At 54.2% G+C, this 23,451-nt stretch carries 28 protein-coding genes, 1 tRNA gene and 1 other annotated feature; of the genes, 9 read left to right on the top strand and 20 right to left on the bottom strand.

Translation table 11 applies throughout. The annotated features are described in order from the left end of the window. Position 1: 1 nt before the first annotated feature. The 7 genes from H8696_RS08505 (at position 2) to H8696_RS08475 (ending at position 5,371) form a co-directional block, all read left to right on the top strand. Positions 2 to 826 (top strand): ABC transporter permease, encoded by an 825-nt coding sequence (locus H8696_RS08505; protein ID WP_249316650.1) that lies wholly within the window; start codon positions 2 to 4, stop codon positions 824 to 826. Beyond that, entirely contained in the window at positions 820 to 1,620 is an 801-nt protein-coding gene (locus H8696_RS08500; protein WP_249316881.1) for an ABC transporter permease, read from the top strand. Before H8696_RS08505 ends, H8696_RS08500 begins: the two co-directional genes overlap by 7 nt. Further along, positions 1,617 to 2,660, top strand: a complete 1,044-nt coding sequence (locus H8696_RS08495) for an ABC transporter substrate-binding protein (protein ID WP_249316648.1) — start codon at positions 1,617 to 1,619, stop codon at positions 2,658 to 2,660. Before H8696_RS08500 ends, H8696_RS08495 begins: the two co-directional genes overlap by 4 nt. A gap of 104 nt (positions 2,661 to 2,764) precedes the next feature. Beyond that, positions 2,765 to 3,238: a hypothetical protein gene (locus tag H8696_RS08490; protein WP_249316646.1), complete on the top strand. Its 474-nt coding sequence runs from the start codon at positions 2,765 to 2,767 to the stop codon at positions 3,236 to 3,238. A 221-nt stretch (positions 3,239 to 3,459) separates the two neighbouring features. Further along, on the top strand, positions 3,460 to 3,966 hold the full coding sequence (locus tag H8696_RS08485; RefSeq protein WP_249316645.1) for a GNAT family N-acetyltransferase: 507 nt from the start codon (positions 3,460 to 3,462) through the stop codon (positions 3,964 to 3,966). After that, positions 3,963 to 4,556, top strand: a complete 594-nt coding sequence (locus tag H8696_RS08480) for a hypothetical protein (RefSeq protein WP_249316642.1) — start codon at positions 3,963 to 3,965, stop codon at positions 4,554 to 4,556. The genes H8696_RS08485 and H8696_RS08480 overlap by 4 nt, the downstream gene beginning before the upstream one ends. Beyond that, on the top strand, positions 4,556 to 5,371 hold the full coding sequence (locus tag H8696_RS08475) for a PHP domain-containing protein (RefSeq protein ID WP_249316638.1): 816 nt from the start codon (positions 4,556 to 4,558) through the stop codon (positions 5,369 to 5,371). Before H8696_RS08480 ends, H8696_RS08475 begins: the two co-directional genes overlap by 1 nt. Before the next feature lie 71 nt (positions 5,372 to 5,442). Here the strand turns inward: H8696_RS08475 and H8696_RS08470 are convergent, their stop codons facing one another. After that, on the bottom strand, positions 5,443 to 6,627 hold the full coding sequence (locus H8696_RS08470) for an iron-containing alcohol dehydrogenase (RefSeq protein WP_249316633.1): 1,185 nt from the start codon (positions 6,625 to 6,627) through the stop codon (positions 5,443 to 5,445). A 33-nt stretch (positions 6,628 to 6,660) separates the two neighbouring features. Then, positions 6,661 to 7,644 carry a Gfo/Idh/MocA family protein gene (locus H8696_RS08465; RefSeq protein ID WP_249316629.1) on the bottom strand — a complete coding sequence of 328 codons (984 nt, stop codon included), beginning with the start codon at positions 7,642 to 7,644 and terminating at the stop codon, positions 6,661 to 6,663. 181 nt (positions 7,645 to 7,825) lie between these two features. Here H8696_RS08465 and H8696_RS08460 point away from each other — a divergent pair, with 181 nt between their 5' ends. Next, a complete protein-coding gene (locus H8696_RS08460; protein ID WP_249316625.1) occupies positions 7,826 to 9,265 on the top strand; it encodes a phospholipase D-like domain-containing protein in 1,440 nt (479 codons plus the stop codon). Positions 9,266 to 9,575: 310 nt separating this feature from the next. Further along, positions 9,576 to 10,826 (top strand): MFS transporter, encoded by a 1,251-nt coding sequence (locus H8696_RS08455; protein ID WP_249316621.1) that lies wholly within the window; start codon positions 9,576 to 9,578, stop codon positions 10,824 to 10,826. A gap of 242 nt (positions 10,827 to 11,068) precedes the next feature. Here H8696_RS08455 and rplL read toward each other — a convergent pair whose 3' ends face one another. The 18 genes from rplL to H8696_RS08365 all read right to left on the bottom strand — a co-directional run bounded on the left by rplL (position 11,069) and on the right by H8696_RS08365 (position 23,332). Continuing rightward, complete coding sequence (rplL, locus tag H8696_RS08450) at positions 11,069 to 11,449, bottom strand: 50S ribosomal protein L7/L12 (RefSeq protein WP_249316615.1); 381 nt, start codon at positions 11,447 to 11,449, stop codon at positions 11,069 to 11,071. 80 nt (positions 11,450 to 11,529) lie between these two features. Further along, entirely contained in the window at positions 11,530 to 12,060 is a 531-nt protein-coding gene (gene rplJ / locus H8696_RS08445) for a 50S ribosomal protein L10 (RefSeq protein WP_249316610.1), read from the bottom strand. A 16-nt stretch (positions 12,061 to 12,076) separates the two neighbouring features. Beyond that, positions 12,077 to 12,211, bottom strand: a sequence feature (ribosomal protein L10 leader region). Positions 12,212 to 12,241: 30 nt separating this feature from the next. After that, positions 12,242 to 12,928, bottom strand: a complete 687-nt coding sequence (gene rplA, locus H8696_RS08440) for a 50S ribosomal protein L1 (RefSeq protein WP_249316607.1) — start codon at positions 12,926 to 12,928, stop codon at positions 12,242 to 12,244. Between the two features lie 52 nt (positions 12,929 to 12,980). Next, on the bottom strand, positions 12,981 to 13,406 hold the full coding sequence (rplK, locus tag H8696_RS08435) for a 50S ribosomal protein L11 (RefSeq protein ID WP_249316602.1): 426 nt from the start codon (positions 13,404 to 13,406) through the stop codon (positions 12,981 to 12,983). Between the two features lie 91 nt (positions 13,407 to 13,497). Beyond that, positions 13,498 to 14,031, bottom strand: coding sequence for a transcription termination/antitermination protein NusG (gene nusG / locus H8696_RS08430; protein ID WP_249316597.1), 534 nt, complete (start codon positions 14,029 to 14,031; stop codon positions 13,498 to 13,500). A 30-nt stretch (positions 14,032 to 14,061) separates the two neighbouring features. Further along, positions 14,062 to 14,316 (bottom strand): preprotein translocase subunit SecE, encoded by a 255-nt coding sequence (gene secE, locus H8696_RS08425; RefSeq protein WP_249316587.1) that lies wholly within the window; start codon positions 14,314 to 14,316, stop codon positions 14,062 to 14,064. A gap of 36 nt (positions 14,317 to 14,352) precedes the next feature. Then, positions 14,353 to 14,502 carry a 50S ribosomal protein L33 gene (gene rpmG, locus H8696_RS08420; protein WP_249316584.1) on the bottom strand — a complete coding sequence of 50 codons (150 nt, stop codon included), beginning with the start codon at positions 14,500 to 14,502 and terminating at the stop codon, positions 14,353 to 14,355. A 232-nt stretch (positions 14,503 to 14,734) separates the two neighbouring features. Beyond that, entirely contained in the window at positions 14,735 to 15,946 is a 1,212-nt protein-coding gene (gene tuf / locus H8696_RS08415; protein WP_249316582.1) for an elongation factor Tu, read from the bottom strand. Between the two features lie 72 nt (positions 15,947 to 16,018). Then, positions 16,019 to 16,092: transfer RNA gene (locus H8696_RS08410), tRNA-Gly, on the bottom strand. Between the two features lie 129 nt (positions 16,093 to 16,221). Next, positions 16,222 to 16,845, bottom strand: coding sequence for an RNA polymerase sporulation sigma factor SigH (gene sigH / locus H8696_RS08405; RefSeq protein WP_249316580.1), 624 nt, complete (start codon positions 16,843 to 16,845; stop codon positions 16,222 to 16,224). Positions 16,846 to 16,950: 105 nt separating this feature from the next. Then, complete coding sequence (locus tag H8696_RS08400) at positions 16,951 to 17,472, bottom strand: NYN domain-containing protein (RefSeq protein WP_249316578.1); 522 nt, start codon at positions 17,470 to 17,472, stop codon at positions 16,951 to 16,953. Next, positions 17,469 to 18,251: a 23S rRNA (guanosine(2251)-2'-O)-methyltransferase RlmB gene (gene rlmB, locus H8696_RS08395; RefSeq protein ID WP_249316576.1), complete on the bottom strand. Its 783-nt coding sequence runs from the start codon at positions 18,249 to 18,251 to the stop codon at positions 17,469 to 17,471. Before rlmB ends, H8696_RS08400 begins: the two co-directional genes overlap by 4 nt. After that, entirely contained in the window at positions 18,244 to 18,996 is a 753-nt protein-coding gene (gene thyX / locus H8696_RS08390; RefSeq protein ID WP_249316574.1) for an FAD-dependent thymidylate synthase, read from the bottom strand. Before thyX ends, rlmB begins: the two co-directional genes overlap by 8 nt. After that, positions 18,978 to 19,442 carry a Mini-ribonuclease 3 gene (locus H8696_RS08385; protein ID WP_249316572.1) on the bottom strand — a complete coding sequence of 155 codons (465 nt, stop codon included), beginning with the start codon at positions 19,440 to 19,442 and terminating at the stop codon, positions 18,978 to 18,980. The genes thyX and H8696_RS08385 overlap by 19 nt, the downstream gene beginning before the upstream one ends. 64 nt (positions 19,443 to 19,506) lie before the next feature. Then, the gene (locus H8696_RS08380; protein WP_249316570.1) at positions 19,507 to 20,277 is read right to left on the bottom strand and encodes an N-acetylmuramoyl-L-alanine amidase; all 771 of its coding nucleotides are present in this window, start codon (positions 20,275 to 20,277) and stop codon (positions 19,507 to 19,509) included. A gap of 141 nt (positions 20,278 to 20,418) precedes the next feature. Next, positions 20,419 to 21,459: a tRNA (adenosine(37)-N6)-threonylcarbamoyltransferase complex transferase subunit TsaD gene (gene tsaD, locus H8696_RS08375; protein ID WP_249316879.1), complete on the bottom strand. Its 1,041-nt coding sequence runs from the start codon at positions 21,457 to 21,459 to the stop codon at positions 20,419 to 20,421. Next, positions 21,449 to 22,171, bottom strand: coding sequence for a TIGR01906 family membrane protein (locus H8696_RS08370; protein ID WP_283244951.1), 723 nt, complete (start codon positions 22,169 to 22,171; stop codon positions 21,449 to 21,451). Before H8696_RS08370 ends, tsaD begins: the two co-directional genes overlap by 11 nt. Positions 22,172 to 22,237: 66 nt before the next feature. Further along, positions 22,238 to 23,332, bottom strand: a complete 1,095-nt coding sequence (locus tag H8696_RS08365; RefSeq protein WP_249316568.1) for a DUF3048 domain-containing protein — start codon at positions 23,330 to 23,332, stop codon at positions 22,238 to 22,240. Positions 23,333 to 23,451 lie beyond the last annotated feature (119 nt).

Here is a 23,451-nt window from a genome sequence, read left to right as displayed (position 1 = left end):
GATGAAGCGTAAATGGCTTGCCACCCCCTATATCGTCTGGATGTGCATCTTCATCGTGATTCCCATGTTTTTGGTGCTCTATTACGCCTTCACGGTGGATGCTTCCGGCGGCCGCGTGGCTTTCTCCCTGGAGAATTTCGAGAAATTCTTTCAGCCCGTGTACCTGTCCGTGCTCTGGCGTTCCCTGGTCATGGCCCTGCTGTCCACGATCATCTGCCTTTTGATCGGTTATCCTACGGCCATGATTCTGGCCAGCCGGGACTTTTCCAAGGCGGGCACGCTGCTGCTCCTTTTCATGGTACCCATGTGGATGAACTTTCTGCTGCGCACCTACGCCTGGAAGGCCATTCTGGAGAACACCGGCATCATCAACTCCTTTTTGCAGGCCATTGGGCTGGAGCCGGTCCAGATGCTCTACACCTCTGGAGCGGTGGTCTTTGGCATGGTCTACAACTACCTGCCTTTCATGATCCTGCCCATCTACACCTCGCTTAAGAAGATCGACCGCTCCCTCATCGAGGCGGCCCAAGATCTTGGCGGGCGGCCTTCCCGGGTGTTCCGGAAGGTGACCTTCCCCTTGAGCCTTCCCGGGGTGATGAGCGGCGTGACCATGGTGTTCATGCCGGCGGTGAGTACATTTGTCATCTCCCGGCTGCTCGGCGGCGCCCAGTTTATGCTCTTCGGTGATCTGATCGAGCAGCAGTTTATCTTTGCCAACGATTGGCATTTTGGTTCCACCCTGTCCATCATCATGATGGCGCTCATTCTCATCAGTATGGGTATTTTTTATCGCTACGACGATGAGGAAGGGGGACGGCTCTGGTGAAAAAGTTCGGCAAGAATCTGTATCTGGGGCTGGTACTGCTTTTCCTGTACGCCCCCATCATCATCCTGATCCTGTTTTCCTTCAACGAATCCAAATCCCGGGGCACCTGGACGGGCTTCACCTTCAAATGGTATGCCAAGCTCTTCTCCGATCCGGAGACCATGAACGCGCTGTACGTGACCTTATCCATGGCCATCATCACGGCCATTGTCGCCACCCTGATCGGCACGGTGGCCGCCATCGGCATCCATTCGATGAAGAAGTGGCCCAAGGCCCTCTGCATGAACGTGTCCTATCTCCCCATCCTCAATCCGGAGATCGTGACCGCCGTATCCCTCATGATTCTGTTCGTCTTCGCAAAGCTGGATCTAGGATACTTCACCATGCTTCTGGGTCATATCACCTTCAGCATACCCTATGTGATTTTGTCCATCATGCCGAAGCTTCAGCAGATGAACAAGCACAGCTACGAGGCGGCCATGGATCTTGGCTGCACCCCGGTACAGGCGGTGCGCAAGGTGATCCTGCCCGAGATCATGCCCGGCGTGATCACCGGCGCTATCATGGCCTTCACCCTGTCGCTGGACGATTTCGTCATCAGTTTCTTCACCTCGTCCGGCGTCAAGAACCTGTCGGTCCATATCTATTCCATGGCCCGGCGGGGTATCGATCCTCAGATTAACGCTCTGTCCGCGCTCATGTTCGTTGCGGTGCTGCTTTTGCTCATCATTGTCAACGTTCGTACGGCCAGGGACGCTAAAAAACAAAACAAAAATGGAGGGGTAATGGATTGAAAAAGCTTCGCTTTCTGCTGGCTGCCGTGATGCTCTTGGGGGTTTTCGCCCTCAGTGCCTGCTCCGGCGGCAACACCGAGGAGGTTCTGGTCTATAACTGGGGCGACTACATTGACCGTGAGGTCCTCACCATGTTTGAGGAGGAAACCGGCATCAAGGTGAAGTATGACACCTTCGCCACCAACGAGGACATGTACGTCAAGATCAAAGGCGGCGGCAGCAACTATGATGTGATCATTCCGTCGGACTATATGATCCAGCGCATGATTCGGGAGGACATGCTGGAAACTATGGATATGTCCAAGCTGGAGAATTACAGCAGGATTGATCCCGCACTGCTCTCCCCCGCTTATGATCCCACCGACGAATACTCCGTGCCTTACATGTGGGGTACCGTGGGTATTCTCTACGACAAGACCAAGGTCACCGACCCGGTGGACAGCTGGAACATTCTTTGGAATGAAAAGTACTCCAAGCAGATTCTGATGCTGGATTCGGTCCGCGATTCCTTCTTTGTTGCCGCTGAAAAGGTCGGCGTGGATCCGAACAGCCATGAAGCTGCGGACCTTGAAAAGGTCAAGGCTGCTCTCATCGAGCAAAAGCCGCTGGTTCTCGCCTATGTGGGCGATGACGTCAAGGATATGATGATCGGCGGTGAAGCTTCGCTGGCCGTGGTCTGGTCGGGAGACGCGGTTTACTGCATGAACGAAAACGAGAACCTGGCCTACGCCATCCCCATGGAGGGCTCCAACATCTGGGTGGACGGCATGTCCATCCCCAAGGACGCCCCCAACTATGACAACGCCATGAAGTTCATTGACTTCATGTGTCGCCCGGACATTGCCAAGATGAACAACGACTACATCGGGTACGCCAGCCCCCTGCCGGAGGTGCAGGACCAGCTCTCCGAGGAGCTGAAGGCCGATCCCGCAGCCAATCCCACGGAGGAAGAAAAGGCCCGGTGCGTAACCATGGAGGACCTGGGCGACGCCACCGAAATGTACGATTCCCTCTGGACGGAGATCAAGGCAACCCAATAATTTGATCATGAAAATATCCGGCTCTATGCCGGATATTTTTTTGCAACTTTTCCCTTATTCCCATCGTCCTACTTTTAACAAGGAAAAGATGGGAGGCGGTTCGGATGAAAAAATGGATGGTGGGAACAATTCTTACCCTTGGAGCAGTGCTTGTGGGTTTCGCTGCGCTGAATCTGGACCGCGGACCGGAAAGCCCCATCAGCCCCGCCACCGGTGCCAAGGTGGATCGCATTGAGATCACCCTGACGCCAGCCTCCGGCCGTGCAGCCAGCAAGGTGGTGGAGGACCCCGATGAAGTCGGCGCCCTGGTCAACGCTTTCACCGAGGCCAAGATCACCGATCGGGTGCCCGACGACGAGTGGGCGGTTCAGCTTCCCTGCACCTATCGATTCTATGCCGGAAAGGATCTGATCGCAACCCTGAGCTTCCACGGCAATGAGGGCACCGCCATCTACCGTCGGGGAGGCACCCTGTACAGGGTGGAGTACGCTGGCTCCACGCCTTATGATCTCTATTTGGCCTCCCGCGCTGATGCGGTCCTCGTCAACGAGATGGCGTATACTGCTAGCGGCTACTAAAACTCTATGCAGCGTTTCTTGCCCTGTTCGGATGCAGCACTCCGCCGCTCAGCTTGAATGACCGTCTGCACGCCATCGTTGCCGCCGCAAAGGCGGGTCCAGGTATCGCGGCACCGCGGCCCAAAATGTCTTTAACAAATGAATTATTTTCTCCAACACCTGTTCAAGGTCTTTTTTAGAGTGTACAATGAAGCTATAAAGATTTTGGGGAGGTGTATTCTTTGTCCTTTGCGATCCGTGAACTGTCGTCTGAACAGCTGCCTGAATGCGCCCGGCTTATTCGGGAATCCTTCCTCGCTATCGCCAGGCGCTATGGCATCACGTCGGAAAACTGCCCCCAGTATGCCGCTTTCATTCGTGCGGAAGATCTTGAAGCCAGAAGATCCAAGGGAGGTCTGCTTTTTGGTCTTTTCGAAGCGGATCATCTGGCCGGATGCGCCTGCCTCCTGCCGCCCAGCCGCGAGAGCAGCCCTGCCATGCTGGAACTCGTCGCCGTTCAGCCCGAGTATCGTCACCGCGGATATGGGCGCGCTCTGGTTCAGCATGGAGAAATTGCCGCCCGGGCGTTGGGCGCGCCCACCCTGGATATTGTCGTCATCAATGAGAATGCCAAGCTCAAGGATTGGTACAAATCCTATGGCTTCACCGAGATCGGAGAAAAAGTTTCTTCCGAGCTGCCCTACACCCCGTGTTACATGGGACTGGAGCTCGATCGGGGTGAGACATGAAAGACAAGCTTTACAATGTTTATTTTCCCATCTGGCTGCTCATCATTTTCCCCGCCGCCTGGCTCATCGCCCTGCCGGTGAACTTCGCGCTGGACAGTGCGGTACTGTGGATCGCCATGGCGGCGCTGCATCTGACGGATAAGGGAAAGCTTTACCGGCGCACAATTCTATGGATTTGGCTGTTTGGCTTTTTAGCCGATCTTCTGGGCGGTGCACTTTTGCTGTGGGCGTCAACGGGCACTTCCGCCTGGTGGTATGAAAACATCGCCTTGCCCATATCCCTCAATCCTTTCAGCAGCATCTGCGGTTTTATATTTGTACTGCTGGTGACCATTTTTTCCGGCGCGCTCATTTATGTGTTCAATTATTTTATCACGTTCCGAAGAGCCGCTCCGAGTCCAAGAGTCCGGCGGATACTGTCCCTGGTGCTCGCTATCGTCACAGCGCCTTATCTATTCTTTGTGCCTACTAAAGCCTTGTATAATAATAATGTAAGTGCTTACCAATATGATCAAGTCTGTGAAAAAGAATTTTCTCTGGATGAAATTACTCAGCTTTTATCATCCCATGCGCTGAAGGAGGATGGTTGATGTACGGAGATTTGCATATCCATTCCTGTTATTCCGATGGTACCATGACTCCTGGGGAAATTGTGAAAGCCGCGCTTCAGGCAAAAGTATCCCTGCTGGCCATCGCCGATCATAATGCCCTGGACGGCAGTCGTGAGTTGGTGTCCCTCTGTGCCGGCGCAGGTCTTGACTGTCTGTCCGCCGTGGAACTGGACAGCCTTCATCAGGCCGTGGACTATCATATCCTGGGATATGATGTGGATCTGGAGGACACATCCTTCAAGGACTTTGTAGCCCATAGCCGTTATTGTCTTGACCAGATGAGTGTGGATCTCATCGCGGCTATGGAATCTGCGGGAGAACCGGTCTCCCTAGCCGCCTATACCCGTTATCGTATGCCAAAAAACGGAGGAGGTTGGAAAGCGCTTCACTACCTTATGGAATGCGGGATCACGCAGCAGCTTCATGAAGGATTTCGCTGTTATGACCGCTACCATATCACCTATGGCGAGGCCGGCTTTCCCGAGGTAGAGGAGGTGTGCCGGGCCATTCACCGGGCGGGCGGCTATGCCGTATTGGCCCATCCTGGCAAGGTGATCCGCAACATCAGTATGTCCCATTTCCGGGCCAAGGTTGAGAACCTTCTGACCTTGGGACTGGACGGAATCGAATGTTACTATCCCGCCCACAGCGATGCCGTAACCGAAACCTGCCTCGCCATTTGTCGGGATCACGGACTTTTTATCACCGCCGGTTCCGATTGCCATGGTGATTTTCAAGCCACCCGGATCGGCGAAACGCAAACGCCCTTAGCCCTTTTACAGCTGCGCTCCTAAAAAAGCGGCCGCATCGATGATGCGGCCGCTTTTCAATATGCACTTGTTGCTCCATCCGAAGCCCAAGTCGGTCAATAGGCCAACTTGTAGATTTGATAGATGTCCTCCCGGGTCAGCTTCACAAGTCCGCCCAAAGTGCCATCGGGATTGATTGCACATCGCTCGGTCATGCTCCGAAGATCATCGTCCGTCACTTCACCTTCCACCAGGTCGCGAATGCTGGTGGGCATTCCCAGCGATTTGAAGAAGGCCTCCAGGCGGCTGATCCCTTCCCTTGCTGTTCTCTCAGGATGATATACGTCAACGTCCAAACCAAATACCCGGTTTCCAAACTCCACAAACTGTTTCGTCTTTTTCGGAGACACGTATTTCATCCAGGCGGGAAACATCACGGCCAAACCCGCGCCGTGGGTTACATCCCATTTTGCTGATAACTCATGCTCCATGCGGTGAGAGGCCCAATCGGTGGCCCTGCCCGTGTCCAACAATCCGTTGTGGGCCAGCGTGCTCGCCCACATGATCTGTGCACGAGCCGCATAATTTTCCGGATCCGTGAGGGCAATGGGCAACTGCTGAATCATCGTTTTCAGTACCCCTTCACACAGACGGCTGGTCAAATCCACATCCGGTGTGTTGGTAAAATATCGTTCCATCACATGAGCCATGATGTCCACGCCACCTGCAGCCGTTTGATAGGCCGGGAGCGTATACGTCAGCTCTGGGTCAAGAATGGCAAATCTCGGTTTGTAAGCCTCACCTTTGGCGCCCAGCTTTCTCCAGCCGCCCTCACCATCGGTGTCGGTAACGACGCTGCTGTTCGAAGCTTCACTACCCGCTGCCGGGATGGTAAGAACCACGCCTATGGGCAATGCCGCCTCCGGGATTTTGCCTTTGTAAAAGTCCCAAACATCACCTTCATACACCGCGCCCATCGCGATGCCTTTGGCGGAGTCAATCACGCTTCCGCCGCCGACGGCAATGATCAAATCGATCTTCTCTTTTCGCACCAGGTCGATGCATTCGCGCACCAGTGCGAGTCTCGGATTGGGTACCACACCGCCAACCTCGATGACCTTGATGTCCTGAGCGATCAGAGAATCCTTCACTCTTTGAATCAAGCCACTCTTCAGGGCGCTTTTTCCGCCATAATGGAGCAAAGCCTTCCTGCCCCAGCGGGCCGCCTCCAACCCCACCTTCTCCACGGTATTTCTACCGAAGATAATCTTGGTGGGGCTCAAAAACTCGAAGTCGTCCAACGGTACCACCTCCTTCAAGGTGTCATGGGGTGTCTAATCCATTGCATAGCGCACGCCGATTTGGCGCCGCACCTCATCCATGACCTCCATGATGGATACGGACATCGACAGAGGAACCCTCGGCGATTCCGTAAAGCCTTTCGAAACACAGTCCATCACTTCATTGATCTGGAATTGGTAGCCCAGTCCCTCATAAGGGAAGGACAGCACCTCTTCGTCGCTCTCCCCTCTTGGCTGATAGATCAGCGTATCCGCATGCCAGAAATCAGGAACCCAAATCCAACCTTCCGTACCCGTGATGATAAGCTGCTGCGGTGTCTTGCCATCAATGCCGCACATGAGCTGGGAAGTCACGCCCATGGAATGCTGAAGATTGATGATGGTGTGTTCATCCACACCGGTCTCACCCAATCTGCCCATGGCCTGCACCTTGGCGGGAAGCCCCACCAGCGACGCAGCCGCCCATATCACATAGGGTCCAACATCGAGGGTGGCGCCGCCGCCCAATACGGGATTCAGCAGCCGTTCCTCCGGCCCGTGGGTGTTAAGGAATCCAAAGTCCGCACTGATATTCCTGATCTGTCCCATGCGTCCCATCGCTACCCATTTGACCAGCGTACGAAATGCCGGAAACAGCCGGCTCCACATGGCTTCCATCAAGAAAACATTGTTTCTTCTCGCGCATTCCATCATCTTGCGGGCCTGCCCGCCATTGACCGCCATGGGTTTTTCCACCAGTACGGCCTTTCCATTTTCCATGCAGGTTATCGCATTGCCAAAATGCTCCGTGTGCGGCGTCGCAACGTAGACAATATCCACATTTTGATCCTCCGCCATCGCCAGCACATCGTCATAGAATGCGGTTGCCCCATAGTCCTCTCCAAACTCCCGGGCCCTGCTGAGACTGCGGGAACAAACCGCATAAACTTCAGCTTCCGGAATCCTGGACAGATCGGATAAGAACTTGCGGGCGATGGTGCCTGTGCCGATCACAGCCCAACGGTAGCGCTTGTGCAAGGGAAACACCTCCCAACCTTGGATAGAAAAATCTTCTATCCTGATTTCAGTATACTTGATCAAAATGTAAAATTCAAGAGGGTGTTTCAAAGAAAATAAGCTTTTATTTTCATGCAAAACTGTCGCATTTGATCTTCCCTGGCTGGAGTGATATAATCACTATGTCGAAAGGATGGGAATTATGAGTCTTTTTCTGCCCAAAGGGCTTTGGCGCGGCATTCGAACGGCGCTGGTCGTTTTCGTATGTTACGTGATGCTGCTGGGTGTGCTCATCTTTCGTTCCCCCTCCAAGGTGAGCGATTCATATCAAAAAAGCCATCGTCCTCAAAGGTTTTACGGGGATGGCGATGGCGAGGACCGGGTTTGTCTGGTGGACACCCCTTCGGAAGGCCTGAGGGCCCGCCTCGATCTTATCCGGCGGGCGCAAAAGACGCTGGTTGTTGCTTACCACGCCATTCTGCCCGGGGAGACCTCCAAGCTTTTCCTGGCCGCCATTTTGGATGCGGCGGACCGGGGCGTTCATGTGCGCATGGTGTTGGACGGTTTCTTCCATGGACTCAAAGGGGACATGGAAGATGTGATTCATGCTTTTGAAATTCATTCCAATATTGAACTGCGCCTCTACGAACCCTTCCAGCTGCTGAGACCCTGGGTTTTCAACAATCGTATGCACGACAAGTTTATGGTTGTTGACGATGAGCTTGCCATTTTGGGCGGGAGAAATATCGGCAACCGTTTCTTCCGCACCACCGCCAATATTCCCACCCAGGATCGGGACGTCGTGGTGTACAGCATTCTGGAGCATCCCTCCTCAAACAGTGCGGTCCGTCAGATCGCCGACTATTTTGAGGAGCTTTTCAACTGTCCTTACTGCGCGCCCGCCCAAAAGATTGCGGGCCGGATCAGCCGGCTTCGCGGCAAGGCCATGCAGGAACAGCTTCGGGCATTCCTCGAGGATGGGAGGCGCCGTCAGGCGGATCTGTTTCAGCCCATCCCTTGGGCGGATATCAGCTATTCCACCCGAAATGTCACACTGATTCATAACCCCATCGCCCGCATGAGCAAGGAACCCTGGTGCTGGTGGGAACTGGCTCAGCTCATCAACGGAACCTCCGAGGGTATCTTTATTCAAAGTCCCTATATTATTCCCACCCGGAGCATGCTCTCCTACCTCAAGCAAAAACGTTTGCCTTCACAGGTAACGCTGCTCACCAATTCCATGGCTGCAACCCCCAACATCCCGGCTTATTCGGGATATATCCGTCATCGCAGGCGGCTGGTCAAAGGCGGTATGACCATCTTTGAATATCAGGGGCCCGATTCCATCCATGCCAAAACCCTCATTTTCGGAAAGCGCCTTACAGCGGTGGGCAGCTTCAACATGGAATCCCGCAGTTCCTACCTCAGTACGGAAACCATGCTGGTTATTGACAGTGAACCCTTCACGGAACACCTGACCAGCAAACTGACCCCCTATTTCGACCGCTCTCTGGAGATTAATCGCAGAGATTACACCTACATTCACCGCCCTGGAATTCTCGCCGGAAAGGTCTCATGGCTTAAACGTGCTCTTATTCGCGTCGTCTCCACGGTTGCCCCTCTTTTTGATTACATGTTGTAAAAAGAGATCCAACTCCAGCCTTGATCGGCCGCAGCAGCGGGTATGTTCGGAATATTCTTTCTTTCCCGATGACTGCGTAGGCTACTCTCTCATCGAAGCAGGATTTCTTGGCTTCAATATGCGAAGGCAGAAGTTTGAATTCGGGGATTCCATATAAAAAAATTACAGTAAATCATTCATTTTTCCTATTCCTTGACCATGGTAAAAAATAAATATCAAGAATATTCAATATTTGTAGGTTTGACATTTACAAAGTAATTTTTATGCGCTAAAATAGGGTTTGTGTTGAATTTTTATGGAGGAGTATTCTATGTTTAAAAAATTCTTGGCAACAAGAAACCCTTATCAGGAGAAGCTCTGGACAAAAGACTTCATCAAGGTAGGCTCCTTGGCCCTGTTTGCAAATATTTGCATTCAGATGCTGATCTCCTCCTTCCCCATCTATTTGGAACAATTGGGCAGCAGTGCAACCATGATCGGAAGCGTAGCCACGGGCTACACCATCTGTGCCATGCTGGTTCGTTTCGTGGCTGGGAACATCATTGACAAAAAAGGCCGCCTGATCGTGGGCATCGTCGGTCTCATCCTGCTGGGCATTCCGCTTTTCGGGTACATATCCTTTCCCATCGTTGCACTGACGGTCTGCTTCCGCATGGTTCAGGGTTTCGGAGCCTCCGCCACCACCATCACTACAGGAACCATGGTGGTGGATGTCCTGCCCAAGAGCCGAATGGCAGAAGGCGTCGGCTACTACGGCCTGTTCACCTCCTTGGCCATTGCCGTGGGCCCCGCAGTGGGTCTGGCTCTCATTGAGATAAATCCCAACATAGTATTTATCTGCTCCATCGTTGCGGTGATCGTATCCTTCACCATCTTGATGACCCTGCGCTACGAGAAAAGTCCCGCCTTTCTGGAGAAGGTCGCCCGGGAGGACGCGGAGGAAACGCCGGTCTCCCCCGATCAATACAAGGGTATCTGGAAATTCTTTGAGAAAAAGAGCATGCCCTCGGGTGTGCTCACCATCATGATTGCCATCTGTACGGCCACTTCGGTGAACTTTCTCTCCCTTTTTGCCACTTCTTTGGGGCTGGCAAACGTCAGTTTCTACTTTGTCATTCAAGCCATCTTTATGCTGCTTGTTCGGCTTTTTGGCGGAAGGCTCTCCTCGCGGTTCGGCCAATACAACATGCTCATTATGAGCTTCTCCGTTATCATCGTCAGCTATCTGCTCATGGCCTTTATCAACTCCACCGCCCTACTGTATATTTCGGCGGCCGTCTATGGTATTGGCTGCGGTTTCTGCTGGCCAAATCTGAATGTGCTGGCTCTCTCCGGGGTACCCCGCACCCGCCGCGGCACGGCCAATTCCACCTACCTGGCCTCCTACGATGTGGGCGCCGGTATTGGTGCTCTGATTTGGGGCGTGGTCATCGACCTGTTTCGGAACAGTATTTTCGGCGGATACCGCCCGATCTTCATTTTATCTTCCATTCTGATCTTCGTCACCATTCTCATGACGATCTATCTCAAGAAGCGCTATCCCTGTGAACTGGATCAATAAGAAGTTCCAGTGTCTGGACACCCAAATATTTTTGTCCGGTTCAGGAACCATTTAGCGAACGGGCGGCCTGGAACGCGCCCTCATCGCTCCGTGTATGCGTTTCCTTGGCGAAGCAGGATCCCTGCGTGCCTGACAAAAGACGGCGCCTGATATCCCCTGGGCATCATATAACAAGGAGCGGTAAAAGCTAATGCAAAAAAATAAGAGGCAGGTGATCAAACCTGCCTCTTTCTTTTAGGATCTTACTTAACTTCGACGGTGGCGCCCACCTCAGCCAGCTGAGCCTTGATCTTCTCGGCATCTTCCTTGGAAGCGCCTTCCTTCAAGGGCTTGGGAGCCTCGTCAACCAGAGCCTTGGCTTCCTTGAGGCCCAGACCGGTGATCTCGCGCACAACCTTGATGACCTTGATCTTCTCGGCGCCAACATCCTTCAGGATCACGTCGAACTCGGTCTTCTCTTCCTCAGCAGCTCCGCCAGCGGCAGCCCCAGCAGCGGGAGCAGCAGCAACGGCCACGGGAGCAGCGGCGCTCACGCCGAACTTCTCCTCCATGTCCTTAACGAGCTCAGAGAGCTCCAGCACGTTCATCTGGGCAATAGCTTCCATGATTTCTTCACGAGTCATTTTAAATTCCCTCCATTTAATCTTAGTAATGTTGAGTGTAAATCGGGGAACATTCCCCTACCGGAACGGTATCGCCCGGATTATGCGGTCTCTTCCTTCTGCTTGCGCACCGCATCCAGCGCACATACGAAGGCACGGGGTACTCCATTGAGTACGCCCAGAAGTCCAGCAATGGGACTTTGCAGGCTTCCCAGCATCTTGGCAATAAGCACTTCGCGGCTGGGTAGATCGGACAGCGCCTTGACGCCCTTGGCGTCCAGAACTTCCGTGCCCAGCAAACCGGCCTTGATCTCGGTTTTCTGCGTCTTCTTAATGAAAGCGTTCATCACCTTGGCCGCGGCAACAGGATCTTCATAGCCAAAAGCCACCGCCGTAGGACCCTCCAAGTAGGTATCCAATCCCTCGATGCCAAGCTCCTTCGCCGCCAGGGAGATCAGGTTGTTCTTCAGCACCCGGTATTCCACATTGGCCGCACGGAACTGGTTGCGAAGCTCGGTAACTTCGGCCACGGTGAGTCCGCGGTAGTCCACCAGCACCACGCCCTCGGCGCGTTCCAGCTTGTCCTTGATGTCCGCAACCACCTGCTTTTTGAGCTCCAGATTCTTTCCCATCTTGTTCACCTCCTTCAAGTGAAAACAAAATACCCTCACGCAAACAGCATGAGGGTATCGAAAAAGTCCATTACAAACTCGATCTCCTCGGCAGGCCGGCAAAGCGTTTAAGGCGTGCACCTGCTGTCTACGGTATGAGTTAAGCCTTAATCAGTATAACAAGGGGAAAAGCCCCTGTCAACTAGATGTTGTAGGTAATCTTGATGCCAGGTCCCATGGTGGAGGACACGGCGATGCTCTTGAGATAGGTACCCTTGGCGGCGGAAGGCTTCGCCCGAACGATCGCGTCCATGATCACCTTGAAGTTCTCCGCAAGTTTCTCCTGACCAAAGGACACCTTGCCAATGGGCACATGGATGATAGCCGTTTTGTCCACACGATACTCCACCTTACCGGCTTTGATATCCGCGATAGCCTTGGCAACATCCATGGTCACCGTACCGCTCTTGGGGTTCGGCATGAGTCCCTTGGGGCCGAGCAGACGAGCAATCCGGCCCACCACCGACATCATGTCCGGCGTGGCAACACAAACATCAAAATCGAACCAGTTTTCGGACTGGATTTTGGTCACAAGCTCCTCAGCGCCCACAAAATCGGCGCCAGCCGCTTCGGCTTCCGCAGCCTTATCCCCCTTGGCGAAAACAAGCACAGTCACCTTCTTGCCGGTACCATGGGGCAACACAACGGTGCCGCGGACCTGCTGGTCGGCATGGCGGGGATCGACGCCCAGCTTGACGGACAGTTCCACCGTCTCATCAAACTTGGCCTTCGCAGTCTTTACAACCAGATCCAAGGCTTCCTTGGATTCATAGCTCTTCTGGCGGTCATACAGCTTCACACTGTCCTGATAATTCTTTCCGTGTTTCATTCAAATTTCCTCCTTGTGGTCTTAACGGTGTAGGCCTCCCACGTACGGAAAATTACTCCGCAACCGTGACGCCCATGCTGCGGGCCGTTCCTTCAATCATGCGCATGGCCGCTTCGACGGACGCGGCGTTGAGGTCAGGCATCTTAAGCTCTGCGATTTCCTTTACCTGCTGTTTGGTAATCGACGCCACCTTGGTCTTGTTGGGCACGCCGCTGGCCTTATCGATGCCGCAAGCCTTCTTGATCAGCACCGCCGCCGGGGGCGTCTTGGTGATGAAGGTAAACGAACGGTCCTGATACACCGTGATCACCACGGGAATGATAAGACCCGCCTGTTTAGCCGTCTTCTCGTTGAATTCCTTGCAGAAGCCCATGATGTTAAGACCGTGCTGGCCCAAAGCGGGACCAATCGGCGGAGCCGGCGTCGCTTTACCGGCGGGCACCTGCAACTTAACGTAAGCCATAACTTTCTTTGCCATTTTGTACCTCCTATACTGTCCAAGTGGTTATTGCGGGACGGAGCATCCCTCCCACTTATTTAAAACCGCAGGATCGCGGTCTTAATTCGAATCACATGCGCTGCACCTGTGCGAAGTCCAGCTCCACCGGAGTCTCCCGGCCGAACATGGATACGGTCACCTTCACCTTTTGATGTTCGGGATGGATCTCTTCCACCACGCCCACAAAATCCTTCAAGGGACCGGCGATCACCTTCACGTTTTCGCCCACATTGATATCCAGCTTGATGGGCACATTCTCCACACCCATGAAGCGTACTTCCTCATCGGTCAGCGGAACGGGTTTGGAACCAGGGCCCACAAATCCCGTCACACCGCGGGTATTTCTCACCACATACCAGGACTCGTCGGTCATCTTCATTTTGACCATGACATAACCCGGAAAGATCTTGCGCTGCACGCTTTTCTTCTTCCCGTTCTTCACTTCGATGACCTCTTCCACGGGCACCTTGACTTCCTCGATGAACTCCTGAAGATTACGGTTTTCCACCGTTTTCTCCAAATTGGCCTTCACCTTGTTTTCGTAGCCCGAATAGGTGTGGATCACATACCACTGACATTTCCCATTGGTTTCTTGTTCAGACATATGAACTGGGAGCCCATGGGCTCCCCCTCCTTAGCTCGTAATCAGCTTGAGCAGGCTACCAAAGCCCCAATCAACAACACCAATAACGATTGCCATCAAAATCATGAAAGCGACAACCGCCAACGTGTAGTTGACCAATTCCTTGCGGGTGGGCCAGGTGACCTTTTTCAATTCGAAGAACATTTCCTTGAAAAAGCGTATAGGATGAAAACGGCGTTCCTTTTTCTTCTTCGCCGGTTTGCCACTTTTAGCTTTTTCCACAACCACCTTATCTACCTTCGCCATCTTTTCACATCCTTATACCCTGCTTATCCCTTGGGATCAGCGGGTTTCCTTGTGCACGGTGTGCGCTTTGCAGAACCGGCAGTACTTTTTCATCTCCAAACGATCAGGATCGTTCTTCTTGTTCTTCATGGTATCGTAGTTGCGCTGCTTGCATTCGGTGCAGGCCAGCGTGATCTTGGTACGCATCCCCTAGGCCCTCCTTTTCCGCTGTGAGTAGCTTGCGCCCGTTTTTTGTGTCCCAAAAAGGTGCCCAGTCAACAGGCCGCAAAAACCATGACTCCCTCCGGAGCCGTACTTAAATAATCTATCACACACGGGAATTCATGTCAATATTTTTCCACGGGTTTTTGGGACATGTCTCCCCATTTGAAAAGAAAACAGGGCAGTTTGCCTGCCCTGTTTTGTTTCAATCTCTACCTCAGCCATCGATGGAGGAAACAACGCCCGCACCCACGGTCCGGCCGCCTTCCCGAATCGCAAATCGCAATCCTTCCTCAATCGCTACCGGCGTGATCAGCTCTATCTCCATCGTGATGTTGTCCCCGGGCATCACCATCTCCACGCCCTCAGGAAGCTCGATCACTCCCGTCACATCCGTCGTCCGGAAAAAGAACTGCGGACGATATCCGTTGAAGAACGGCGTGTGCCGCCCTCCCTCTTCCTTCGTCAGCACATACACCTGTCCCGCAAACTTCGTGTGCGGCTTGATCGTCCCCGGCTTCGCCAATACCTGCCCGCGCTCGATCTCGTTCCTCTGCACGCCCCGAAGCAGCACGCCGATGTTGTCTCCCGCTACCGCCTGGTCCAGCAGCTTCCGGAACATCTCCACGCCCGTTACCACGATCTGCCGCAGCTCCGTCGTCATGCCCACAAGCTCCACCGTGTCCTGTACCTTCACCGTTCCGCGCTCCACACGGCCCGTCGCTACGGTCCCGCGGCCCGTGATCGAAAACACGTCTTCCACTGGCATCAGGAACGATTGATCCGTTGCTCTCTCCGGCGTGGGAATGTAGCTGTCCACCGCTTCCATCAGCTCAAAGATCGGCTTGCACCATTCGTTCGTCTCCACGTCGTCTCCGCTCTGCACCGCTTCCAGCGCCTTCAGCGCCGATCCCTTGATGATCGGAATATCATCGCCGGGGAAATCGTACGAGCTCAAAAGATCCCGCACTTCCATCTCCACCAGCTCCAAAAGCTCCTCGTCGTCCACCATGTCCACTTTGTTCATGAACACGATGATGTAAGGCACGCCCACCTGCCGCGCCAGCAGAATGTGCTCCCGCGTCTGCGGCATCGGGCCGTCCGCTGCCGACACCACCAGGATCGCTCCATCCATCTGCGCCGCTCCCGTGATCATGTTCTTCACGTAGTCAGCATGCCCCGGACAGTCCACATGGGCATAGTGCCGCGTTTCCGTCTCATATTCCACGTGCGCCGTGTTGATCGTGATGCCGCGTTCCTTCTCCTCCGGCGCCTTATCTATGGCGTCGTACGCCATCGCTTCCGCCTGCCCCTTCTTCGCCAGCACCATCGTGATCGCGGCCGTCAAGGTCGTCTTGCCATGGTCCACATGGCCGATCGTTCCAATGTTTACATGGGGTTTCGTACGTTCGTACTTCGCTTTTGCCATTTTGCTTTTCCTCCTTTTTCGGTTCCTTCCCCCTAGGCAACGGGTCCGGGTGTTTCACCAGCATAATATTTTTGGAGCGGACGAAGGGAATCGAACCCTCACGACCAGCTTGGGAAGCTGGGGCTCTACCATTGAGCTACGCCCGCATGGGCCACCTCGCGCCTCGGCCCAGGAATCGAAATCTATTCTAATCCTCAAAGGGGGTCTTGTCAATAAAAAAGTGGTTCTTGATCCATAAAACGGCCCGTCTGCAGGATTTATGCCAAAGCTTTGGATCAGCGGAGCTGCAGATACTTGTCCAACTTGCGCTTAACCCGCTGCAGGGCATTATCGATGGACTTGACATGGCGGCCAAGCTCCTTTGAAATCTCCTGATAGCTCTTGCCCTGAAGATAGGAGGTCAGCACTTCCCATTCAAGATCACTCAGAATTTCGCCGATTTTGCTCTCAATGCCAGCATAATCCTCCTGCCCGATAATGAGATCCTCAGGGTTCTGGGTCTTGGCACCGGAAAGCACATCCATGAGCGTTCGGTCCGACCCCTCCTCATAGACGGGCTTATTGAGGGAAACGTAGGAATTAAGGGGAATATGCTTTTGCCGGGTAGCCGTCTTGATGGCAGTGATGATCTGCCGGGTGATGCAAAGTTCAGCAAAAGCCCGGAAGGAGGACAGCTTGTCCGGGCGGTAATCCCGAATGGCCTTAAAAAGGCCGATCATGCCCTCTTGGATGATATCCTCATGATCGGCGCCCACGAGAAAATAGGAGCGCGCCTTGGAGCGCACAAAGTTCTTATACTTGTTGAGCAAATAGGCCTCCGCAGGACCGCCAGAACAGCCCCTTGCCTCTTCAGCGATGGCCTCATCGCTCATCAGTTCGTAGTTCGTCTCAACTTCCATGATGCTTCCTTCCCGCGAAACGCATGTCAACATAATATAAATTATACAGGCAGGACAACGCTTCGTCAAGGCGCAAAATATCGGGAATACGGGGAGGTTACCTCCTTATAGCCCGTTATTTCGCCGCATCTGTTCGAGTTTTTCGCGAACATGTTCGGGAAGGCGGCCTTCCAGCGCGTGATCCCGGGCCACCCGGCCGGTCAGCTCCGCCATCTTCCGTTTCCGCAGGCGCACATAATCCTCATAGAGTTCCCGTGCGGACATGCGTACGGCACCGCGGGAAAGGATGAGGGACTGCTCAGCCCCATCGGAAGTTGCCACCTTCACCGTCACCCGCTGATCCTCCAGCTCATCCACCATCCGTTCGATATAACTGTCCGCCGTCTTCATCTCCCGGGTGAAGACCACGTTCACCCGGCCGGGGCTGAAATCTTCCACCTCACCGCCCGGCACCTGATGGGCGTCAAAAACCACCATCACCGGCACACCGGTATACCCCTGCCAGTCCTCCAGCATATCCACCAGCGCATCCCTGGCGGAGGCCAGAGACACCCCAAGCTGCTTTTGCAGGGGCGGCCAGTCGTGGATCATGTTGTAGCCGTCCACCACCAAGATTTCCCGCATCATGATCTTTGGCGCACCGCCTCGTACAGCAGTACCGCGGCCGCCACCGACGCATTCAGGGAGTCGATTTTCCCTTTCATGGGAATGCGGCAAAGAAAGTCACATTTTTCCCGCACAATACGGGAGATGCCCGCTCCTTCGCCGCCCACCACCAGGGCCAGGGGACCCGTGAGGTCCACCTTCGTGTAGGCTTCCCCCTCCATATGGGCGCCGGCCACCCAAAGGCCCTCCTTCTTCAGCTGCTCAAGGGTTTGGGCAATGTTGGCCACCCGGGCCACCTTCACATATTCCGCCGCTCCGGAGGCCACCTTGCTCACCGTGGACGTCAGTCCGGCCGAACGCCGCTTCGGAATGATCACGCCATGAACGCCGCAGCACTCCGCCGTACGCAGGATGGAACCCAGGTTATGCGGGTCCTCCACGCCGTCCAGCACGGCAACAAAGGGCGCCTCCCCCCTCTGCTTCGCATAGGCCAGAATATCCTCCACCGTGACATAGTCGGCAGCGGACACGCGAAGGGCCACGCCCTGATGCACCCCATGATCCGTCAAAAGGTCCAGCCTCGCCCGATCCACCGTCTCCACTCGAATGTGGTGATCCCGGGCCAGGCGCAGCAGTTCGCCCATGGAGCCTTCCTTGACCCCTTCCGCCGCATACATTCGCTCAATGCTGTGGCCGCTTTTGAGCGCCTCCCGCACGGCATTGCGGCCCATCACCAGACGTTCCTGTTCCTGCCCCGCGTTTTCCCGCTCCAGTCCATCGTTCTTTTTCCAGTCACCCATGGTTCTCCTCCATAAGCGCCCGCCGTCGCGCCTTCATCTCCGCAGCTTTTCCACAGCTTTTTTCACCCTCCGGACAGGGACCCGCGATGCAGGCCGGGCCCGCATTTTCAAAGAGATTGGGCGCCACTTCCACCGCCTGGCGCAGCATCTCCCAGGCCAAAGCCCGGATCTCCCACTGAGCCCTTGAACAGCAGCGCAGCCGGAAGAAGTGCATCAGCTCCCGGGCATTCATGGTCACCAGCATCTGTGTGGCCGCCGCATTGGGCAGCACGAACCGGGCATCCTCGTTGACGCCCTCTCCGGTGCCTCCCATTTTTTCAACCCATCCATCGTACCAGCTCTGGATGGTGTCCATCTGGGCCTCGAACTCCGCCACCGCATCCTCTCCCAGGCGTTCCACACCCTGGGGCACCACATAGAAAAATCCGCCCCGCTTCTCCGAGCTCGCCGACACATAGCGCTGGGACTGCACCGAGAAGCTGGCAATCCGGTGCCGGGTAATCTGGGCCAGCAGACTGCGGGAGACCCCGGAAATGCCATAGGTGAAGCTGGCATGCTCCATCACCGACAGATGATTCATGGAGATAAGCCTGCGAATAAAGCCGGCTTGATCCTTCTTTTCCACCCCGGCAGCCAGCTTGTCCAATTCGGATGCACTGTAGCACAGCTTTGCCCCCAAGGCAATGGTGCCTTCGGGGTCAGGCGTATGACGCAGCAGCGTCGCTTTCATGGTTGTCTTTGGCATGTTTCCTCCTCCTTCACTGCCGCAGCCGCCTTTGTTAAAAGCTCGGCCAGGCGCTCCGTCCTTCCCGTGATATAAAGATACCCCAAAACCGCCTCGAATCCGGTGGCTTTGCGGTATTCCTGAATGTCCGCATGCTTGGGCGAGGTGGCTGACTTGGCGTTTCTGCCCCATCGGAACACATCCTGTTCCTCCTCGGTCAGCCCCTCCATCATGTCCTGCACCGCCACGGCCTGTCCATGAGCGTTGACATGCCGCACAGCCTTTCTATTCAGACAATTAACCAATCCGTCCCCCCGCACCGCCAAGGTGGTGCGGATAAACAGATCATGAATGGTATCTCCCATATACGCCAGCACCAGCGGATTCATCCGCCGGGCCTCTGCCGCCTCCAATGGCAGTGCCGCTCCGCTGAGCTTCTCCACCGCCGCATACCATACGCTGTTCAACCCAATCCCCCTTTTATCCCCTGATCAATTCATTATACCGCAGCCGGCTTCAAAAGGACAGGCCTTATGGATAGGACTGGGCGCCGTAATTCATCAGACCCGAGTAAATGCACCAGGCCACCTTTTTTTGATAATCAGGATCGGCCAGCAGCTTCTCCTCCTCAGGATTGGATACGAAGCCGCATTCCACCAGCGTGGAAGGCATGTTGCCCGCATATAGCACATAGAAATCCTCCGCCCGCGGCTTGCGGGTATTGGACTTATCAAGGCCGTTGATCAGCTCGTTTTGAATAATGGTGGCCAGCTTTTCCCCTTCCGTGGAACCGGGATAATAGAAGGTCTGCGCGCCCTTATATTCGGCTTTCTCAAAGCGGTTCATGTGCACCGATACGAAAAGGTCCGCATTGCTGTCCTTGATGATCTTCTTGCGCATCGCCATCTCCTGCTTCTTGCCCTGCTCGGAGTAATTGACGCCGTCCACCACGATGCCCTCCTTCTCGTTGCGCGTCATGATCACCGTCACGCCGCTTTTTTCAAGCAGAGCCTTCAGTTCACTGGCGACCGCCCAGTTGAGATCCGATTCCTTGATTTGAAGATTGGGGCTGAGCACGCCGCCGTCCGTACCGCCATGGCCCGCGTCCACCACCACCGTTTTTCCTTTGAGGGGATTGTCGAGATCCCACACCTTGCCCTGGGTAAAAGCACTGGTTACATCGAGCTCCACAAACAGCAGCCAGCCCAAAAATGCAACGATCAAAATTGCCGCGGCAATCCACGCTGCACGGGTTTTCGGATTGATCTTTTTCTTTTTCGCCTTTTTTGGGCGCTTATTCATAGGCCACCTCTTTCTCGGTCCAGATTATGTAGAGCGAACACTTTCCACAGATTCCACAGAGTTATCCCCAGAAAAGGAACGCTTTTTTATGGGTTTTGCGGTCCAAATCCACATTATCCACAGGTCAAAGGCTTGTTCGCATCAATACTGGGTCACAAGCTCCAGCGAAGGCACCGCGTTGAGGTCCAGACCCGCGATGTTTCCGGCCTTCAGCTTGTATGCGCCGGCGCACCCGATCATCGCTCCGTTATCGGTACATAATATCGGAGCCGGTACGGTGAGTTGGACCCCCTTTGCAGACAGCGCCGCTTTCATCCGCGCCCGAAGCGCACCGTTGGCCGCCACGCCCCCGGCTAAAGCCACCCGCTTCATTCGGGAACGGTCCACAGCCCGCAGAGTGTTTCGCACCAGCGTGTCCACCACCGTCTCCTGAAAACTGGCGGCAAGATCGGCCACGGGAAGAGGATTATCCTTTTGATGTAAGCGGTTAACTTCGTTAATTACTGCCGTTTTAACTCCACTGAATGAGAAATCCAAATGATCTTCTCCCCGAAAAGCCCGGGGAAAGGAAAAAGCTTTGGCGTTCCCCGCCCTGGCCGCCTGTTCCACCGATGGACCGCCAGGATAGGGCAGACCCAGTACGCGGGCCACTTTATCAAAGGCTTCTCCCGCCGCATCATCCCGGGTTCGACCCATCAGTTCATACACGCCATAATCCAAAACCTTGACCAGGTGGGTGTGGCCGCCGGACACCACAAGACAGAGGAAGGGCGGTATCAATTCCGGATCTTGGACGTAATTTGCCGCAATATGTCCTTCAATATGATGCACCCCCACTAAAGGAGTGTCCAGCGCAAAAGCCAATGCCTTGGCCGCTGTCACCCCGGTAAGAAGCGCACCCACAAGGCCCGGTCCGTAGGTCACAGCGATGCCGTCCAGATCTCCAAGCCCGATACCCGCCGTTTCCAGGGCGGCATTTACCACTCCATCCACCGCCTCCAGATGTTTTCGGGAAGCGATCTCCGGCACCACGCCGCCAAACAGCCGATGAATGGGAATCTGGGAGGCGATCTCGTTGGCCAGAACCTCTCGGCCCCGCACCACCGCAACCGATGTCTCATCGCAGGATGTTTCAATCGCCAAAACCAGAGGATTTTCTAGCTTTTCTACTCTATGCCTCATTCGATCCAGATAATGCACGTCTGCTTCCCCCTTTTTTCCGCCAAACGAGGTATCCCCCGCTCAAAAGTCCCAAAACAGCACACGCCGCCGCAAAAAAGGCTACAATCCTAAAAGCTGTATCATAAAAAAATGCTTCCGGTACCATATTGATCAGCACATCGGTAGCGGGATTGAGCAGCCACAGATCATTATTAAACAGCAGTAAATGAAAGTTTGTAAATGCCCCGTTGAAGTCAACCGCCATATAGATGCCCAGCGCCGCCATCAGTACAGCAATAATCGCCATAGCCCAAAGAAAACTCTTGGCTAAAATGGGCATAGCTTGTCTTTTCTTGTAAGCGATTACAAATCCATATCCCAGGACCACCAGTCCCAGGCAAACATACAGAATAATGAACCCTCGATCGAACAGCAGCCGCACATCCACCATATGCGCCTTTTCACGCTCACCAAAGACCTCCTGTTCCTGGCCCTGGATTACGGCCCGCATATTGAGATCATCCCGGGAGCCCTTTAGATAGTCCACCAGACCTTCCGTAATCCCCATCAGCCCTTCATCGCTGATACCGATCACCTGAGCCTGTCCATACTTTTGGTATTCCCTTTCATAAAAGCCCATATCAAAGGCCACCAAGGCCACCGCCCCAAAAAGGAGGGATATCACAAGAGCAAGGGAGGCCGCCAGGCTCACCACTGAAGTCAACCTTCTCATCATTCAAAGCTCCTTTTAAAAAACAGCATCCTCCCCACGGGGAGGATGCCAGTGTATCACAATCCACTATTCGGCCGTACCATAGGTGATCTCGGTGCTATCCTGAACCACCTGCACAAAGGTGTTGCCCCGCAGCAAGCTGATCTCCTGGCCAGCTTCGTCCATAAATATCGTACGGCTGTCCTCGCTGTCCCTCTTCCAGGTACCCTGTATGCGCACTCCGCCGATGTTGTATTCGGCCTTGCCTTCACCCACAAAATCCACATCGATATGGCCTGCGTCCGTGCCCAGATTGGTGTGCTTGGCATATTGGATGATCACATTCTTCACATAAATGGTCTCATCGTTGCCGGCATCCACCATGGGCTTATCCCCAATTTTGCGGAGATAAGCGTTCTTTTCTGCATCATATACATAGCCGACCACATTGTATTTGCTGTATCTAATATTGAATGAATCAGCCTTTACCCCTTCGGGTGTTGCATCCGTAAAGAAATAGGCGTGAGGCTTGGGCGTAAAATCGTTGGAATCGTAGAGCGCCGCAATCTTTTCAGCATTGGTATATGCGTTATGGGGCGCTTTTCTCGCGGTATCACGCCAGTAAAGATCGTTATGAGGCCCCAATCCATCGACGCGAAGGGGCACTCCAGTGGCCTGGAATTTTTGATAAACATCATAGATTTTGTCCCCTTCAGGTCCGCCGTAATGGGCCAAAATGCTTTGAAATTCCGACCAGATATCCACATAGTAAATTCTGCAGCTGCGGACCGGTCCCACCTTTTCTGGCGTATTCGCATTGAAGATGGCAAAGAAGCGGGTAACTCCACCTTCTTCATAGACCTCATAGACGATATCCGCTTGTGAAAGTCCATTTTGAGGATAAGCCGCCTGCGTATTTTCGATCATAACTGCAATGGGCTTATAGACATCACAGGGCAAACCCGTCAACGGTGAAATGCCAGCTTCAACCTGAGGTTCACTGGGCCTGGACGTTGCTGTAGGCTCCGGAGTCGCCACCTCCACCACAACGGTGGGCGCGGGCGTGGCAACGGGCGTAGGCTCCGGCGTTGCTGCCGGCTCCTCCTTTTTGCATCCACTCATTATCCCGGCGCATAGAAGTGCGGCAGCCGCCAACCCAGCTATCATTCTCTTCGATCTCATATGAACAAGGCTCCCTTCAAAGTAGACTTTGCAGCCCAATCGTTTGCGCATCTTCATAATTGCCTTCTTATGCCACAAACTTCCCCTTATTCTACTCTTTTTAAGGGCTGCTTGTCAAT

The sequence above is a fragment of the Gehongia tenuis genome (assembly GCF_014384795.1).
Lineage (GTDB): Bacteria > Bacillota > Clostridia > Christensenellales > NSJ-53 > Gehongia > Gehongia tenuis.
This window is presented reverse-complemented; position numbering and strand designations above follow the sequence as displayed.

What these genes read in the sequence shown, in the direction of transcription:
- H8696_RS08365 (WP_249316568.1), bottom strand. Translation starts at nt 23,332, where the DNA reads ATGAGATCGAAGAGAATGATAGCTGGGTTGGCGGCTGCCGCACTTCTA.
- H8696_RS08490 (WP_249316646.1), top strand. Translation starts at nt 2,765, where the DNA reads ATGAAAAAATGGATGGTGGGAACAATTCTTACCCTTGGAGCAGTGCTT.
- secE (WP_249316587.1), bottom strand. Translation starts at nt 14,316, where the DNA reads ATGGCGAAGGTAGATAAGGTGGTTGTGGAAAAAGCTAAAAGTGGCAAA.
- H8696_RS08400 (WP_249316578.1), bottom strand. Translation starts at nt 17,472, where the DNA reads ATGATGCGGGAAATCTTGGTGGTGGACGGCTACAACATGATCCACGAC.
- rplK (WP_249316602.1), bottom strand. Translation starts at nt 13,406, where the DNA reads ATGGCAAAGAAAGTTATGGCTTACGTTAAGTTGCAGGTGCCCGCCGGT.
- tuf (WP_249316582.1), bottom strand. Translation starts at nt 15,946, where the DNA reads ATGGCAAAAGCGAAGTACGAACGTACGAAACCCCATGTAAACATTGGA.
- sigH (WP_249316580.1), bottom strand. Translation starts at nt 16,845, where the DNA reads ATGGAAGTTGAGACGAACTACGAACTGATGAGCGATGAGGCCATCGCT.
- rplL (WP_249316615.1), bottom strand. Translation starts at nt 11,449, where the DNA reads ATGACTCGTGAAGAAATCATGGAAGCTATTGCCCAGATGAACGTGCTG.
- H8696_RS08480 (WP_249316642.1), top strand. Translation starts at nt 3,963, where the DNA reads ATGAAAGACAAGCTTTACAATGTTTATTTTCCCATCTGGCTGCTCATC.
- H8696_RS08455 (WP_249316621.1), top strand. Translation starts at nt 9,576, where the DNA reads ATGTTTAAAAAATTCTTGGCAACAAGAAACCCTTATCAGGAGAAGCTC.
- H8696_RS08370 (WP_283244951.1), bottom strand. Translation starts at nt 22,171, where the DNA reads ATGAGAAGGTTGACTTCAGTGGTGAGCCTGGCGGCCTCCCTTGCTCTT.
- rpmG (WP_249316584.1), bottom strand. Translation starts at nt 14,502, where the DNA reads ATGCGTACCAAGATCACGCTGGCCTGCACCGAATGCAAGCAGCGCAAC.
- nusG (WP_249316597.1), bottom strand. Translation starts at nt 14,031, where the DNA reads ATGTCTGAACAAGAAACCAATGGGAAATGTCAGTGGTATGTGATCCAC.
- rplA (WP_249316607.1), bottom strand. Translation starts at nt 12,928, where the DNA reads ATGAAACACGGAAAGAATTATCAGGACAGTGTGAAGCTGTATGACCGC.
- H8696_RS08505 (WP_249316650.1), top strand. Translation starts at nt 2, where the DNA reads ATGAAGCGTAAATGGCTTGCCACCCCCTATATCGTCTGGATGTGCATC.
- tsaD (WP_249316879.1), bottom strand. Translation starts at nt 21,459, where the DNA reads ATGAGGCATAGAGTAGAAAAGCTAGAAAATCCTCTGGTTTTGGCGATT.
- thyX (WP_249316574.1), bottom strand. Translation starts at nt 18,996, where the DNA reads ATGCCAAAGACAACCATGAAAGCGACGCTGCTGCGTCATACGCCTGAC.
- H8696_RS08475 (WP_249316638.1), top strand. Translation starts at nt 4,556, where the DNA reads ATGTACGGAGATTTGCATATCCATTCCTGTTATTCCGATGGTACCATG.
- rlmB (WP_249316576.1), bottom strand. Translation starts at nt 18,251, where the DNA reads ATGGGTGACTGGAAAAAGAACGATGGACTGGAGCGGGAAAACGCGGGG.
- rplJ (WP_249316610.1), bottom strand. Translation starts at nt 12,060, where the DNA reads ATGGGAAAGAATCTGGAGCTCAAAAAGCAGGTGGTTGCGGACATCAAG.
- H8696_RS08460 (WP_249316625.1), top strand. Translation starts at nt 7,826, where the DNA reads ATGAGTCTTTTTCTGCCCAAAGGGCTTTGGCGCGGCATTCGAACGGCG.
- H8696_RS08380 (WP_249316570.1), bottom strand. Translation starts at nt 20,277, where the DNA reads ATGAATAAGCGCCCAAAAAAGGCGAAAAAGAAAAAGATCAATCCGAAA.